Annotated in this window: 12 protein-coding genes; all 12 read right to left on the bottom strand. The window is 51.2% G+C overall.

Annotation, left to right across the window (positions count from 1 at the left end; all coding sequences use genetic code 11):
• Positions 1–84 precede the first annotated feature (84 nt).
• Positions 85–540 (bottom strand): helix-hairpin-helix domain-containing protein, encoded by a 456-nt coding sequence (locus tag IPH59_03005; protein ID MBK7090683.1) that lies wholly within the window; start codon positions 538–540, stop codon positions 85–87.
• A gap of 48 nt (positions 541–588) precedes the next feature.
• Entirely contained in the window at positions 589–5,484 is a 4,896-nt protein-coding gene (gene sprA / locus IPH59_03000; GenBank protein ID MBK7090682.1) for a cell surface protein SprA, read from the bottom strand.
• 90 nt (positions 5,485–5,574) lie between these two features.
• Positions 5,575–6,609 (bottom strand): hypothetical protein, encoded by a 1,035-nt coding sequence (locus IPH59_02995; GenBank protein ID MBK7090681.1) that lies wholly within the window; start codon positions 6,607–6,609, stop codon positions 5,575–5,577.
• A gap of 55 nt (positions 6,610–6,664) precedes the next feature.
• The gene (gene murB, locus IPH59_02990; protein MBK7090680.1) at positions 6,665–7,603 is read right to left on the bottom strand and encodes a UDP-N-acetylmuramate dehydrogenase; all 939 of its coding nucleotides are present in this window, start codon (positions 7,601–7,603) and stop codon (positions 6,665–6,667) included.
• 73 nt (positions 7,604–7,676) lie between these two features.
• Positions 7,677–7,991: a DUF1844 domain-containing protein gene (locus IPH59_02985; GenBank protein ID MBK7090679.1), complete on the bottom strand. Its 315-nt coding sequence runs from the start codon at positions 7,989–7,991 to the stop codon at positions 7,677–7,679.
• Entirely contained in the window at positions 7,984–8,193 is a 210-nt protein-coding gene (locus IPH59_02980; GenBank protein MBK7090678.1) for a hypothetical protein, read from the bottom strand. The genes IPH59_02985 and IPH59_02980 overlap by 8 nt, the downstream gene beginning before the upstream one ends.
• Positions 8,180–10,279, bottom strand: coding sequence for an ATP-dependent DNA helicase RecG (recG, locus tag IPH59_02975; GenBank protein MBK7090677.1), 2,100 nt, complete (start codon positions 10,277–10,279; stop codon positions 8,180–8,182). Before recG ends, IPH59_02980 begins: the two co-directional genes overlap by 14 nt.
• 91 nt (positions 10,280–10,370) lie before the next feature.
• Positions 10,371–12,053, bottom strand: coding sequence for a sigma-70 family RNA polymerase sigma factor (locus IPH59_02970; GenBank protein MBK7090676.1), 1,683 nt, complete (start codon positions 12,051–12,053; stop codon positions 10,371–10,373).
• A 3-nt stretch (positions 12,054–12,056) separates the two neighbouring features.
• Positions 12,057–13,067, bottom strand: coding sequence for a DNA polymerase III subunit delta (gene holA / locus IPH59_02965; GenBank protein MBK7090675.1), 1,011 nt, complete (start codon positions 13,065–13,067; stop codon positions 12,057–12,059).
• A gap of 473 nt (positions 13,068–13,540) precedes the next feature.
• The gene (locus IPH59_02960; GenBank protein MBK7090674.1) at positions 13,541–13,921 is read right to left on the bottom strand and encodes a hypothetical protein; all 381 of its coding nucleotides are present in this window, start codon (positions 13,919–13,921) and stop codon (positions 13,541–13,543) included.
• 241 nt (positions 13,922–14,162) lie between these two features.
• Positions 14,163–14,819, bottom strand: coding sequence for a hypothetical protein (locus IPH59_02955; GenBank protein ID MBK7090673.1), 657 nt, complete (start codon positions 14,817–14,819; stop codon positions 14,163–14,165).
• A 104-nt stretch (positions 14,820–14,923) separates the two neighbouring features.
• The gene (locus tag IPH59_02950; GenBank protein ID MBK7090672.1) at positions 14,924–15,460 is read right to left on the bottom strand and encodes a PD40 domain-containing protein; all 537 of its coding nucleotides are present in this window, start codon (positions 15,458–15,460) and stop codon (positions 14,924–14,926) included.
• Positions 15,461–15,493: the final 33 nt, after the last annotated feature.

Below are 15,493 nucleotides of genomic sequence, written 5' to 3'. Positions count from 1 at the left end.
AATCAAACTAATGGGGCAATTTACGTTATGCCGCCGGGCATTTCAACCGAAATATCGACCTGTGTTGGGGAGCCTGTTTAGGGGCTATTCGCAGATTAGGTAGGGCCTGATTTTCTCTATGCTTTTGGGGCCGATGCCGTAGACCTCAACCAATTGGCCGACCGAGTCGTATTGGCCGTGCTTTTCACGGTAATCGACAATACGCGCACTTAACGTCGCGCCAACGAAAGGAAGAAGTGCCAGACTTTCGGCGGGTGCGGTATTGATGTTCACTCGGAGCCTGTTTTGACGAAAGGAAGGAGTCTGCTTCGGCGGCACGTTTGCCGCCATCGCGGAATTTGATGAAGGCATCTCGTTCGGTTCCTCGTCGGATGAACTCGGTTCAGCCGAGAGTGATTCAAAGATCATCTGTGGAGGCAATGACTGGCGCGAATGTTCGTAGATCAGAATTCCGCCGCCGATCAGACAGATAGTCAATAGGATGCAAAGCGCGACCGTTTCGGCACGGGAAAATGAGAAGACTTCCTTAAGGCTGTCCATAGAAACTGCAGTTGTCTCCACGGCAAAGGTTACACTATTGGCAAGAAACTAGAATCTAATCTCCACCCAAGTTTCAAGTTCGCGGACATGGCGCCCGCCCGACTTAATGTCCTTGGAATCAGTCCAGCGCGCCCGCATTCCTCCCTTAATATTGGTGGAGAAATTATAGGTCGCACTCGGTTGAATCGTCAATTCGGAACGATTCGAGGTTTCTGAGATATTGAACGTTATCTCATTGGTTTCGACATTCTTCACCGGCGCGTGGTTCTCGGTCCTGGTTGTGCGATTCGAGATATCAAGATCAAGAGTCAGATTCGACTGTATCTTTACGCGTCCAAACAACGGCAGCCAGACATTGCTTCCACCGCGGAACGAATAGGTCGTCTTAATGACAATACCATTGCTGTAATCCTTGGTGCGAGTCGTGACGCTGCCATCTTGATTTGCACCATCACGGAACTGTTGGCGATCAGATACGCTCTTGCTGTAGCTGACAGTGGTCCTCAGACCCTGCGCGAACTTCCAGTCGAATGCAGCCGAGATCAGAGGCGAATAGTCGATTGTGTGAATGTCGCTTCGCTTCTGTCCGGTACTGACATTGAACTGCCAATTTCTCTTTTCCGAGTACTTCGAATCGAGCGAGAGCGATTTGGTAAACAGCTTCGGGAACATCAGCCAATCGAGCTTTCCGAATTTCAAACTTAGGTCCGGCCAGGTTCGAGAATCATCGCGCGTTTGCTTGTTGGTGCCCTCTTGAATAGAGTAAGCCCAGTTTGTGCCAACAGAAAATCCCAACGGCAGTCGAACACCAGATCGTGCCGTATAGGTCCTGCCCTTGCTGTACAGATCTTGCTGGCTATTGATTGTCGTCACTGGAACGCGCCCGACACCTTCCAAATCGTTTGAGAGACCAAGTCGATACAGCAGCGATGGGCGTTCGGTAAATCCATCAAGGGACACGCGCTCGTCCAACTTAAATGACGCAGACATTGGATCAATCTGGTCTGTAAAGAAGTGAACGAACTTCAGCCCGTAAGAGTAAATCGGCGTACCCGGTTCTTTCTTCGCTTCCTGCTTCTTTCCCGCCGGTGGTAGTGAGTCAGGCGGGACATTGCGTCGAAGCGAATCCAAACTGGGATTGCGCGGCTGAACTTTTGGCGCAGTCGGTCTTTTCGCGGCGCCCCTGGTGTTCTGACCAATCAGCTTCTGCAAATTGAAAGTCGCGCCTGCCGAGAGACTGCGTGAATTCTGGATTCTTCTCGTCTCCGGCTCCGTACTGCCCACAACAATTTGGCTAAAGGTCTCACCGTGCGAGCCGGTGAATCCGAGTTTCGTTCCCGTAATAAACGGCACTATGTTCGGACTGTAATTGGCCGTAAATGACTCGGTGTAACTGCGTTCGCGGCCAAGCATAATGCTCTTGGGGTTGAGCGACAACTTCACCTGATTCGGATCGCTTAAATCGCGGTCGGTGGTGAAACGATAGCCCAAATCCCAGCCGGTCAAAGGATTGAATCCGGTATCAAATGACCCGCGCAGTACCCGCGAATAGCGGCTGGTCGACACACCAAAACTGTTGAGCTGGTACTCCGTCGACCGCGTGACGTCGCCGTCCAAATTGAGCCGCGCCGGAATAGGATTGAACTGCGTTGCCGTTACCCGCTTCGGTACCAACGGCACTCCACCCATCCACGAAAATATCTTCAGTCCGCTGCGGATTGGCGATACGACGGAGTAACGACCTTTGGCATTGTAGCGATCGGCATCGCTCACCGGCACAGTTGGCGTCTTCGACTGGGACTTTGTCCAAGAAAAGCTCGATTGGAATTTGTTGAGCAAAACCGTGTACAGCGGATTACTGGTGCGTTTATTCCAGCGCTCGCTGATCGAAAATCCATAGTTCGTCGACACACTGCGCTGTTCATCAATACGGTCGGTCGGCACAACAATATCGGACCCGGTTATCAGTCGCGGCGAAAGCTCGGAACGGCTCCAATTGTAACTGAATGGTATCGATGCACCGTCGTTCGGCGGCAGGAACTTGTCGAGCGTGAAGCTGACTGTGTATCCATAATTCGTACTCTTGCTGCCGGAACCAAGATCGCGGCGGTCGGCTTGCGTCAGTGTTCGGAAGAACTCATCTTGACGCATATAGTTTGCCGTGAATGATGCGATATCTGCGAACGTTATGGCACCGGAGACCATTCCCGCCAATCCCTGGTCGCGTCTCACCTGCGTGGCGCGCATTTCGTCAATCCAGATATTGCCGCTCACCCGACTTGGCAATTCGAGCGAGTCCGTATTGGTAATGCCCATTGCATAATATTTGACGCGTGTAAGCGAAGGATTCCCGTAGACTCGGAATTTGCCCTCGCTGTATTCCAATGTATCGGGGTATTGCTCCTTCAACTCCTGAAGTTTCAATTTCACTTGAGTGAGTTCGTCGAAAACAATGTTGACTGCGTGGTCGGGATCCCAGCCAACGTTCAGCGTCGTGCGATACTCATAGTAGTTGCGGGCGTCGGGACCGAAGCGATAGAAAAACTGGAAATTATCTCTCAATGAGTCGCCGTGAATCCACATCTCAAGCTTTTCGTAGCCGCTAAGGTCCTGCGATTTGAAGGGAATTCTCTCCGCGAGTCCGGTGTCGCCGGGTGCAAAATTGAAAAAGTCATAGCGCAGCGACTGTTCGCGTTCGCGCAGGCCGGTGGTTTTGTCGTAGAATCCTTCAACGCCGGGAGGGGGATTATAGACTGTATCTTCTTCAGTATTGATTACAGATACGGAGAATCGCGTTTCCTCGGTACGGACCTTGTCGGCTGGCAGAATCGGGAAAGCTTCCCAGGCGTTGCGCGTCAACTCGATATCAGCAATTTCAACATATGCCGTATCAACCGACACACCGTCGATCCACAATCGCATAGCGCGGACGTTGCTGCGAAGCGGATTTCCGACGATTTCATACAGCGTGCTGTCCTGGAATGGAATGCGAATCGTGTACCAATCATTGCGCTCCGTACCGATAACACGGAATGGATTATTGGCAAGATCGATGTTCCAAGTGTAGTAATTCTCACGCTCCTGCAAGATACCGTCGGCATTGATGTCTTCGGTGTCGGGCCGATTAAGTCGCGCAAAATCATCGCGACTCTTTTCGGTGCCGTTGATGTGATCGTAATTGTTCTTGTCATCGCTGTCGTATGCCCAATTGTCGCCTGCCGGGTCAGTGCTGGTAGGGCTGCAATCATACCAATCCGGCGCCGTACCGGCTGCGCATAGCGCCAGTTCCTGCTCATCCGAAAGCAGGTCAAGACCGATGTCTTCGACAATCTCCGCAATTTGGTTTGGATTGGTTTTGCTGTCCTCGGTGTCGAGTGCCTTGTTACCGTTCAAGTCTTCGCTGATCTCGCCAACGTCAACATGCAGACGACCAACGCGGCCGCGAATGCGCAGTTCAACAAATCGAGTTTTTGATTGATCGTACGCGCCCTTGGATAAAGCACGCATAACTCCAGCCCACGATCCGGTCTTTTCATTCGTTACCTCGTCGGCCTGCGGCGCAAATCGCAGAACGAGAATATTGGTACGATTCTCGCCGCTCTTAAGATCGCGATCGTAAATATCCGTGATCGGCACTTGGTCATACGGATTATACCAAATCAGTTTGGCGCGCTTGAGCGACAGAGTATCGAGTTGTGCCGGCGGCGATATCGGGTTCCAGCCGGTACGATTCACACCGAGCGAATAGAGTTCTTTGGAGCCTTCGAAATCGTCGATTGACGCCTCTCCCTTGACGTTTGGATTCGGCATCGACTGCCCGATCTCACCCTGAAGTGCAACTCGCGACGGCACCTTGGAATCAATAATCGGAAGCACGTTAATCAGCTTAGTCAAGGCGTAGGTATCGAAACTGTAGGAAGCGTCGACATCAAGATTGAGGAACTTTGCCTGTTCTTCTCCAAGTTTCGGTTTGCGGTCGGTTTCCTTTTCCGATTTGTACAATGCCATCGCGCCGATCTTGAAATTGCGCGAAAACTCGTACTCGGCCCGGGCGCCAAGCAGTGTCTTCTTCTGCGATGATATCAATGGCGAAAACTCGTAATCGATCGAAACATCTGCCGACGCGCTCAACGCTTCCTCGTTCAGGAAGGTAATACTGCCATACTCATACTGAATGTTGTAGTCAACACCCTTCGTCAAGACTCGGCCATTGAGGGTCACCGTCTCCGACTCCGGAACGATATCGAAATTGCCGAGCCGGAATTCGCTTTGCCGCGACGCTGATGTTATCTCGAGATAATACTTGGACTCATTCTGTCGGTCGGTTGCAGAAGACTTGTCGTACAAAGACGGTACCCGATCTGTCAGTACGTCACTGTCAAACGGTCGTCTCCCCGGCAACCACAGGTGTCCTCGGTAGGCGTCGAAAATATTCGTATTGTACGCATCCACCCTGCCGTCTCGATTATTATCCAGCCCCATCAAAACCTTGTACTCAGTACCGTTAAGGTGATTCAGGTCCGATTCCTGTTTGTCTGCCGACGATGTTGCATCGCCACGATAAATCACAACATTGAATCCGTCCAAATCAGTGACCCGACCTACGTCATAGATACTCCGCCAGACATAGTTCCAACTGACGTATGACGGCAGCGGATTTTCTGTCCTCAGAAGTTTGAGAACATAAAGTGAATCGCTGTCGGTATTACCGACTGAAATTGTATCTGCTGAACCATCTTCGTATTTTCGAACGTACTCCATATAGATACCGACCGATTTTCCGGCGTATATAGGTTGGTCGAAAATGATGTAGTGCGATGTCCTGTGAACCGTGTAGAAGTCTTCACTCGATTGCGATGTCGATCTGTCGGCCCCGTAGAGAATAAAAGTGCCGCCGGTCGACTCATCCGGGTATTTGGTAGGGTTATATGGATCGACATACAAACGTGCTGTTTTAGTTGGCAGATTTGTAGACTGTCCAGCTTGATAGAAAATGTAGACTTCCAGTTTCGTGATGCTGTCGGCCCGCCGCTGTCAAATCCTGCGTCTTGGAAGCAGATCAGAAAACGAAAATATCGAGTCGCGACGGGTTAGGTCGAAATACTGATTATCAATGTAATTCCAGTCGCGGATGATACGGCTCGAAGATTCAGCGCCGGCTTTGAATGAAGCTGACTTATTGGATGACTTTTCCTGCGAGGCAATACCGGTTAAGCGAAGTCCACCGATTTCAGCGGTTGTCTTGACACCAAACAAGCCCTGGATTCGCTGCGAGTAACCTGAGAATCGCGTTGATGGAAGCGACAAGTTGGTGTTACCGAGTTCGATCGTCTTGATGATGTCGTCTTCATCGCCCTTGTAACGCAATTGAATTCGATTTGCCAGCGACTCTTGCCGCTTCGAGTCCTGATTGACATCGACAGTAATCTTCGAACCGATTGTTCCGTTGATTGTGAAGCTGGAAATCTGTTCCATCTGCAGCGAAGGGAACTTGCTTTGCCCGGCAATTACCTGCTCGCCATCATTCCATTGACTGCGCCCGCCAAACGAAATCCGGCGATAACCGTTGACCTTGAGTCCGGCGCCGCCCTCGCCAATGATACCTTTGACGAACTTAGGTGTCTTGATCGGAATTTCAAATTCAAGCAATCCGCCGCTGACTCCCTGTGCACGGCGCTTTTTCGCTTCTTCGACACCCTTCTGGAACAGCAATTTTGACTCGCGCTCAAACTCGCGGTGCTGAGTTTCCTGAGCAGAAACTGCAAGCGGCACCGCGTATCCCGTGAATCGCCCGGTCGCTTCATCAAAGACCAGCAATCCGCTGTCTTCATCATAGTAGAAGCTTCGCGTTTTCTTCAGCAACGGCGATTCGAAATAGATGCGCGATTCTTGCGAATTGGTTAAACCGTTATGGTCCGGTGTTGAATGGGTGATTTGGGCTATCCGGCTGGGCGGATAGTGCAGGGCGATATCAAAGCCAACAGCGGCAAATGACTCGACATTCCAAACAGTTATGCCGAAACTTATTACCGCGAGAAGACGGATGAGTATATGAAGAGATTGATTCAATTTTCTACACAGTTATAAATTCATTCATTACATATCTTTTCGATAGAAACCTCCATTAGCTAAAGTCTCCCAGTAAGATTACTTCTTCGGAAAGCTCTACGCCATAAACTTCTTTAACTTTTTGCTTAAGTTTTAGCGAAAGCGCTCTTACTTCCGACGCGGTCGCGCCGCCTTTGTTTATCAAGATATTGGCGTGACTTGGATAAACTCCTGCATTTCCAACCGTTTCCGACTTCCCGCCGATCTGCTCAAGCAGGTATCCCGCAGCGATTTTGCCATGAGGAGCACTTTTGTCCTCTATGTTCTTGAAGAAACACCCTGCCGAAACATCCTGATGCGGGTGTCGCGACCAGCGTTGTTCGAGGATTTCCGCTGCACGGTTGCGAAGAAGCTCGACATCTTCATGTTTCAATTTGAATCGAGCCGACAAAACGATGTTCCTGGTCCATTTGAGTTCGCTATGACGATATCGAAAACCGATCTCATCTTTCAACGCTGTGTACAAACCACGGTCTGGATTGTAAATGCTGACATCGATCAAGGTATCTGAGATCGATTGCCCATAAGCGCCGGCATTTCCGACAATCGCCCCGCCGACAGTGCCGGCAATTCCAGACAGAGATTCCAATCCGGCCAACCCGCCTTCGACTGCCTCTTCGACCATTCTGGCCAAGGAGTATGCCGCGCCGACGTTAATCGATTCCCCTTCAATCTTGAAGTAGTCAATCTTTGGCAATATGATCATGCCGCGAAAACCGGCATCTGATGCAAGTATATTCGAGCCGCCGCCAATCACGAAGTAGTCGATCTTGTTCGTCTTGCAAAACTCGACCGCCTCCACAACCTGTTCGACAGTCTCGCAAAAAGCGACCATGTCCGCGGGACCGCCGATTCCGAAAGTCGTCAGTTTGGCTATCGGATAATCGCGCTCCATACGAAAACTGCTTTCGGCTACGGACCCGGCCGTGCCTGATTTATCTGAAGATATTGACATGCTGAAGAAATCTCCCGAGTAGAGCCCTGAGAATATCAGAGTGACAGGTATAATCCTGCTTTATTACCACCCGTTATGTTGTACCTGAAGACTCGTCCGGTGTTCCGGATTTTTGTTCTCTATTAACTTCATCGACATAATTCATCTGCAATTCAGCGAGCAAGCGACCCAGGACCTTCGACTCATAATCGTCAAGATTGCCCATCGTGCGCTTCTTGATTAACTCCATCATTTCGATCGTCGCCTGCGCTTGTTCCAAATCGCGTTCGATCTTGCCGCTCATCGGATTGATGATCTTGCCAAGCTGCTGCATCCCTGCCGAATGCAGGCTAAACAACAGCGCGCTAAACAACGCCTGTTCGCGGGCTTCCTTGGAGATTTCAGCCATGCGACTTCTCCTCCATATCGATTGCGATAACAATATTATGCTGGAAATCCATCAGTTCGGCGTCGATCTTCTTGAGTTGGCGAATCATGTCGTAATTGGTCGTCGTCTCAATCAACTGACTGAGTTTCGTAGAAAAAACCTGAGTGTCAGCCAGAAACTGTTCGAGTTCGATTCTTAGACTTTTTGCACTATGAGACGCCACCAGATTGTTCTCTTTCCCGCCGTTGCTTAATATACATTTTCAATTTGAGGCGCTCCTGATCGGACATCGCCAGCGTATTTGTCATTAATCTATGAGCAAATTCGCGAGCCGTCAAGATTAAACTTAGGTCAGTCGCGATGTTCGCCACTTTGAATTCGGGCATTCCGCTCTGTTTGGTGCCAAGCAATTCACCCGGCCCCCGTAGTTCCAAATCGAGTTCCGCGATTTTGAATCCGTCGTTGCAATCGACAAATCGCTGAAGCCGTTGGTAGCTCTCACTGGTCGTTTCCATCTCGGTAATCAGAATGCAATACGACTTCTTGTTGGAGCGACCAACTCGCCCGCGCAACTGATGGAGTTGGCTCAGCCCAAACCGCTCGGCGTGTTCGATCACAATCACAGTCGCATCAGGAATGTCGATGCCCACCTCGACCACCGTCGTCGAAACCAGTATGCCCAGTTCGCGTTTCGCAAAGCGCGCCATCGTCTGCTCGCGTTCTTCCTTCTTCATTTGTCCATGCACAAGTCCAATCGCCAGGTCTGGAAAGATCACTTCCGAGAGGTCCTGATACGCCTTCGTTGCGGCTTTAAGCTGTACCTTGAGCGATTCTTCCACCAGTGGATAAATGAAGAACACCTGATTGCCGGATTTGACTTCATCGCGAATGAACTTGTAGATTTTGGGCCGATCGGCATCGGTGCGAAGCGCCGTCTTTACTGGAATGCGCCCTACCGGCATTTCATCGATGATCGACAGATCCAAATCGCCGTATGCCGTCAACGCCAATGTCCGAGGAATCGGCGTCGCTGTCATTACCAAAAGGTCGGGTGAGTTCCCTTTCGCAAGCAAGGCTTCGCGCTGGGAGACGCCGAAACGATGTTGCTCATCGACGACGGCAAATGCCAAATTGGCGAAAGTGACATCATCTGTAAACAAAGCGTGAGTTCCGACGATGATCTTTGTTTTGCCAGCCTCCAATGCGCCCAGAATCAATTTGCGCTCGCGCGGTGGTGTAGTCCCGGTCAGCAAGACTGGAACCTCGCCGGTCGAAGCCAGCAACTTGGTGATTGTCTGAAAATGCTGCTGCGCGAGCAATTCGGTCGGAGCCATCATTGCCGCTTGATAACCGGAGCGTGCTACCAGAAGCATCGCCATCGTCGCGACAACTGTCTTACCTGACCCGACATCGCCCTGCAACAATTTCAACATCGGTTCGGGTTTGTAGAGGTCTTCCAAAATTTCAGCAACTGCTTTGCCTTGAGACTTCGTCAGCTTAAACGGCAGTGCATGCACCCAATCATGAAATCCTTGATCCGGCTTGGCAATGGTGTGCGCCTTGTGTTTATGCGTAATGCGTTGCCGACGGTCGGCCACGAGCAGTTGAAACAGCAGCAGTTCGCGAAACGCCAGCGAGTGACGCGCCTGAGCGCGAACCTCAAAATTGTCGGGATAGTGAATCTGCTTCACGGCATCGGGCAACGGCATCAATTTGGCGTCTTCAACCACTGATGCAGGAACGAGGTCTTCGATGAAGTCGCCATACTGGTCCAGCGCCGGCTTGATGATACGACGGAATCCGCGCGAGTCGAGCCAGTTCGATTTCAGTAATTCGGTCGAAGGATATATCGGAATGATTCGACCCGTATGAATCTTTGCCTCTTCTTCGTCCTCGAAAATGACTTCGACTTCAGGATGAATGATCCGGGCCCCGCCGCGAAAATCGCTGACCGTGCCCGATACCGACAGCGTCATTCCCCGCTTGTAGCGCTTCTCGATGTATTTGATTCCATTGAACCACAACAGCGGCAGATGCCCCGTGTCGTCCTGAATTACGATTTCGTAGAATTTCTTGCGGGCTCGCAACAACCCTTGCATGACAATCTTCCCGACGACTGTGACTTCAGTGCCAAATTGCAATGTCGCGATCGACTGTAGATTTGAACGGTCGAGATATCGGCGCGGGAGATAGTACAGAAGGTCTTCGATTGTCTCGATCCCGACGCGACTGAGTATCTCCGCCTTTTTGGGGCCGACCCCCTTCATGTAGGTGACTGCGACTTCGGCCGGGTTACGGGAATACGTCATGCTAGAATGTGAGTCGGCTCAACTCGAAAGTCAATCGCGATTCGCAGGAATTCAATCTAGCCGCCTTCAGTCTTGGGTATTGTTGATGAGATTACTTCTTTTCCCGGTACTGCTTGCCGAGTTGTCGCTCATAGATTTCGTCGACAATCGGGAGACGGCGATTCCAAACGGCACTGTCCGGGATTTGCGTTTCTGCCATATAGTGGTCGATGTAAGCGCGCATCCGCTGATATTCATCCCACGTAATCTCTTTCGCCTGAAGTGAACGAAACGCCTGCTCCGCATACCAGCGCGCCGGTCCAAGTACCTTGATCGAGTCCTTCCAAGCTTGCAATGAATCAAGCGAACGCGTCAGCGCCGACAATTTCATGCCTCGATACATTCCTTGTTCGAGTTCGTTGAAAACGTCCCGATACACGCTCCAAGACAAGTTGCCGGAATCGTGGAACCGCGATAGGTCGGGCCTGGACGCAATGTCGGCTGAATTCGACAAGGCATCGTTAGTCGACTCACCTAAACCGGGGAAGATCGTCTCAGTGAAAATGATAATAGTATCCGCTGCTAGCGAAGGTACCGTCGCAATCTGGCTGGACATCTCTTCGAGTCCGGAAAGACTATTCTGAACAGCGCCAGAGGATTCATCGCTCAAGTTTTTCTTCTTCAACTGACCTGGTTTGATTAGCGCGCTCGTCGGGACCTTCATTGCATCGCGCGAGTCCGCTGGCGTCGCACTTTCGCCTTCTGGCTGAACCATCGAAACTGACGAAGTTTCAGGCACCGGCGAGGCAATCTCCAATTTCGGTTCGTCGCTCACCACGATTTCCTGCGATTTGACATCTCCTGACAGATCCTTGTTAGGTACAGTCATCAGGTCCACAGTTGTTCCTGCCGCGGCTGTATCGACTCGCTGATTCCGGATAATCATCTCTTGCGGCACAGCTTTATATGCCGGCAATTCGTTTGGATACTTCTTCGCCGTTGGACCGAACATGTTCATGCCAATCAGCACCACCAGCAACACCGCCGCCGCCGAACTGATGATCGCGACAGACTTGCGCCTTACCAGAAAGAACTCGACTATCCGCGACTGTCCGGCGGGTTGGTTTGCGACACCTTCATCGATGCGGCTGGCAAGACTCTCGAAGTACTCCTCATCGGGAAATCTGATCTGCGAGCTCTTTGCGAGCTTATTGAGCCGCTGCAATGTCTGCAACATGCGTTGCCTTGCTCGGTGCAGGCGCGACATAACTGTTCCTACGCTAATCTTGAGGCGTTGGGCGATTTCTTCATAGCTTATCTCTTCGTGCATCCGCAAAACAAATACGGTGCGAAAATCAGGCGGCAGCGCATTCAGAGCTTGCTGATAACGCGCATCAATCTCCTGCTGGCTCAAGTTCGCGTGCGGATTGTCTTCGGTATGCGATGAGGTCTGGGCGTCAATGACAAGCTCGCCTTCTTCGCCGGAGACTTGAAACTTCTGACGCTTGATGTAGTTCAGCGCGTTGTTCGAGGCGATCCGCATAATCCACGCGATAAACGGATATGCTTCGTCGAACGTGCTGATAGCCTGAAAAGCTTTGATAAAAGCCTCCTGCGTCAAATCGTCGGCGGCATCGTGCGAGCCGCCCAGCCGGAAACAGAGTGCATAAACCTTGCGTTGATGGCGCCTGACCAAATCGCCGAAAGCGCGCTTGTCGCCTTTCTTCGCCCGCTGGACCAACTCCAGGTCGGACGAATCGGCTGACCCCACCATCATTATTACCAGTAAGAACAAAGCTTATTCCCCGGTTGGACGCAGTATTTTCAATGTCATCCGCTCGAAAATCTGCTCTTTGGACTCCGTCGAAAAGCGGTCGGAAAGCTCTGTTTCGTATACGGCTCGAAGCGCCGCAACTAACTCTGCCGGTTTGAATTGGCCCGATTGCTCTTGTATCTTTTGCAGGAAAAACGGATGCACACGCAACTTGCCGGCGAGGTCCTCACGGCTAAGTTTCCCGGTATATGCCTGTACCGTCAATAATCGCTCAAATTGGCTGTAAAGTGCCCAAATCAACTTGCCGCGGCCGTCAGCGCCGGAGCTTTCGAGGTACTGCCGCAATGCGGACAATGTCGCCTTGGGATTGCGCGAGGTTACACTATCCGCAACCTGAAACTGACTGAAGAAGCGGCTATCCGATAGATAGCTTCGCACATCAACAAGACCGACGCGCTTCTTGTCGGCGTGGACGATGGAGATTTTCTCGACCTCATTCTCGACGTCGCCGCAGTCGCTTCCGACCAAACGGCAGAACTCGGTGACCGCGTCCTCATCAACAGCCATGCCTCGCGCAGCAAAACGCGAGCGCACGTACGGCGGAAGATGATTGTCGTACATCTCCTTGGTTTCAACGACACTGCAAACCTTGACAAGTTCCTTAGCGAACGATTTGCGCCCATCAAGCTTGTTGGCACTGCCGATAAACAGCACCGATGGCGAAAGCGTATTCAGCGATCGCACCAGGAATTCGTGAAATTTCTCCGGGAGTTTATCTATGTCCGAAATGATGACGACAGTATTCCCGCCAAATAGCGGCACACCGGCAAGCAGTTGCTCAAGTATCTGCGCGGTCGCCTTGCGGCCAATCAGCGAATGCCGATTGAGCGCGCCTTCCTTGCCGAGTTTGGCTTTGGTGATCTTCTCGGTCAGCAGAAAGCGCTGATAATAGTCCTCGCCCAGAAGCAGATACGCCGAATCGAGCTTGCCCGACTCTACCTTTTCCAGCGCTTGCGCAAACGTGAATTTCGCCATGTGTTGATGTTAGGAGTTTTAGGCGGAGATGTCAATAGTTTGACGGGCGAAGGAAGAGCCCGCCCTCACCCTGCCCTCTCCCAAAGGGAGAGGGAACAACCCTTGTGTGGGCGGCAGACGTCCTCGTCTTCCTCAGTTCGTAATATTTAGTTATTCCCCCTTAGCAAAGGGGGCAAGGGGGTTGTATTCGCTGCATGGAACGAACTCAGAGCGGCGCGTGTCTTCTTCAATCCCCTAAAATGAAGAAGTTCGTAGGGCAGGTCTCCTTATCGGTAGCTATCTCCCATAGAGGCATCTCGTTGGAGACCTGCCAATCTCTCCCCACAGTCTGGAAGCAACTGGCAGGTCTCCACACACCTGCTCCAATCATCACGAAGTTTCGGTAAGGAGACCTGCCCTACAAACTTTCGACTACAAACGAAAAAGGCGAAACCGAGCGGTTCCGCCTTCTTCCTCGGGAGGTATGAGCAATGTCAGTCCGCATTCAAAGTCAATTGCGCCGGATTCTCGCGCTGCGGAATCCAGTTCAGCGAGTAGGAAAACTTGTTCCGGAAGAGAATCGCCATGTTGCGGAAGGGCTGAAGATCCTTCGTGCAGTACATCTTTTCGTTGATCTGATTGACGACCGTAAAACTGTCGCCGTAGATTTCGACCGTGCGGTCGCGGAAAACCTGGGGATTCAATTCGACGAACTCAAGAAGCGTCAAGAGGGCGGCATATTCACATTCAGCCGGCGATCCGGCGAAGCGGGTACGGAACACGATTCCGGCATCCGGCACCGAGAATGACAGCACTGCGCTATGAAGACCATCTTCGCGTTTGTCCTGGACCTGGCTGTAGAAATAGCACTCCATCTTGGTTCCTCCTCGTTGAGTTCTGAGAAGTGTCTAATGCAAAGTCCATGCCGGAAGACGCCCTTTGCCGGTGGGCGCAACTTACGCAGACGGCTCTCGGCGGCCTGAGTCTATCCTGAAGTTCTATTGTAAGTTATGGCGAGATGACAAGAGAGGTATTGTTACGAAAATCACTTGTTGCGAAGTGATACAGGGCAATTCGATGCAATCTAATTCACACATTTTGCAGAGGCGTCAACGGTCAAAACGTAAACTGATGTTTCTCCGATCCGTCAGGTTGCAGCAGCCAAGGGTGATGGAAACTGCCGTACGTCGTAAAGGAGGTGAAACTCAGTTCTGACTCCAGTTGTTCGCCGGAATAGATTCTCTCTATATTGGGATGTCGGGCAATGTCTGGGAGCATTCGCAGCGGAAAAGCTGCAGCAACTGAGCCTTTTGCACGCCGTGGTTTAGTCATGGTGACTCCCAGTGTTGCCAAATCTGCGATATCCCCAATGTAACCGATCATTACGCTCAGCCCTCTCTCTCCTGTGCTGAGAGCAAAAACACTATAATGATTCTTTAGCTGCTCGACACTTAAAGCTTGGGGTTCGTTCACAATAGGCAATGGCTTTATGGCTGGACTCTGTGAAGGTGCGTAGCATTTCGGACGTGAACTACTGGAATGAACCTCGGGAGCATTCGGACTAACTAAGGCAGTGTCCCCGACCGCACTTTGAGGACTTCTGTTATTCGCGGAAACACTGTCGATGGCATCCTCCAGAGATTGTCCAAGATAGTACTCGTACACTTGTCTTATCTCCAGATCTACTTTGTTGGCTTGCCCATAGACGACCTTTGAAGGAACAAAGAATAAGCATACAGCTATGCCAATGACGGCTAATATCATTTCCTTCATGGATGAATCCTCCCCAATATCTGCTCCCGGACGCCGAGCACGATGCCTTTATGACTTTAGAATGAAGTCAGCGTTGACGATGTTGTCAACAATTAGTTAACAGCTCAAAACGTAATCTGGTGTTTCTCCGATCCGTCCTGTCGCATCAGCCAAAGGTAGCCATTATCCTTATCTACTTTGGTAAAGACTATCCACTGACCATCAGGCGACCAGTCAGGATTATTGCCTCCTTCGGTTGTAAGCTGCGCGTTGTCAAGCGAATCTAGATCAGTTCTCCAAACGTTCGTATAAGCGCCGTATCCGTCACGCGCGATGAGTATCGACTTGCCGTTCGGACTTACGGCAATTCCTCGCTTATGCCTATCGATCTTTGGTAGGCGTGAACGCGACTCTGCGCGTAGAGAGTAGATTGAAAGATCGCTAGAGTCGCCGTCAGAATAGTCAATGATCGCGATACTATCGCAGTTAAGCATCCAACTACCGTAGGTTGCATATGGCACAGTGAGATAGCTGGAATTCGTGTTCCAATAGTATGAGTAGAGCCCGCGGCCATCGCCCAGCCTGATAAAGTAAATGAGTCTTTCACCACACGGCGACCACCGCGGAGCATGGCTACGTTCTATGGATTCAATGTGTTTCACCGTGTCTCTGGCTAAGTCGCTTACAAAGATCTG

It is taken from the genome of bacterium (genome assembly GCA_016708315.1).
GTDB lineage: Bacteria > Zixibacteria > MSB-5A5 > CAIYYT01 > CAIYYT01 > JADJGC01.
The sequence above is the reverse complement of the archived record's forward strand: the minus strand, read 5'-3'. Positions and strand labels throughout refer to the sequence as shown.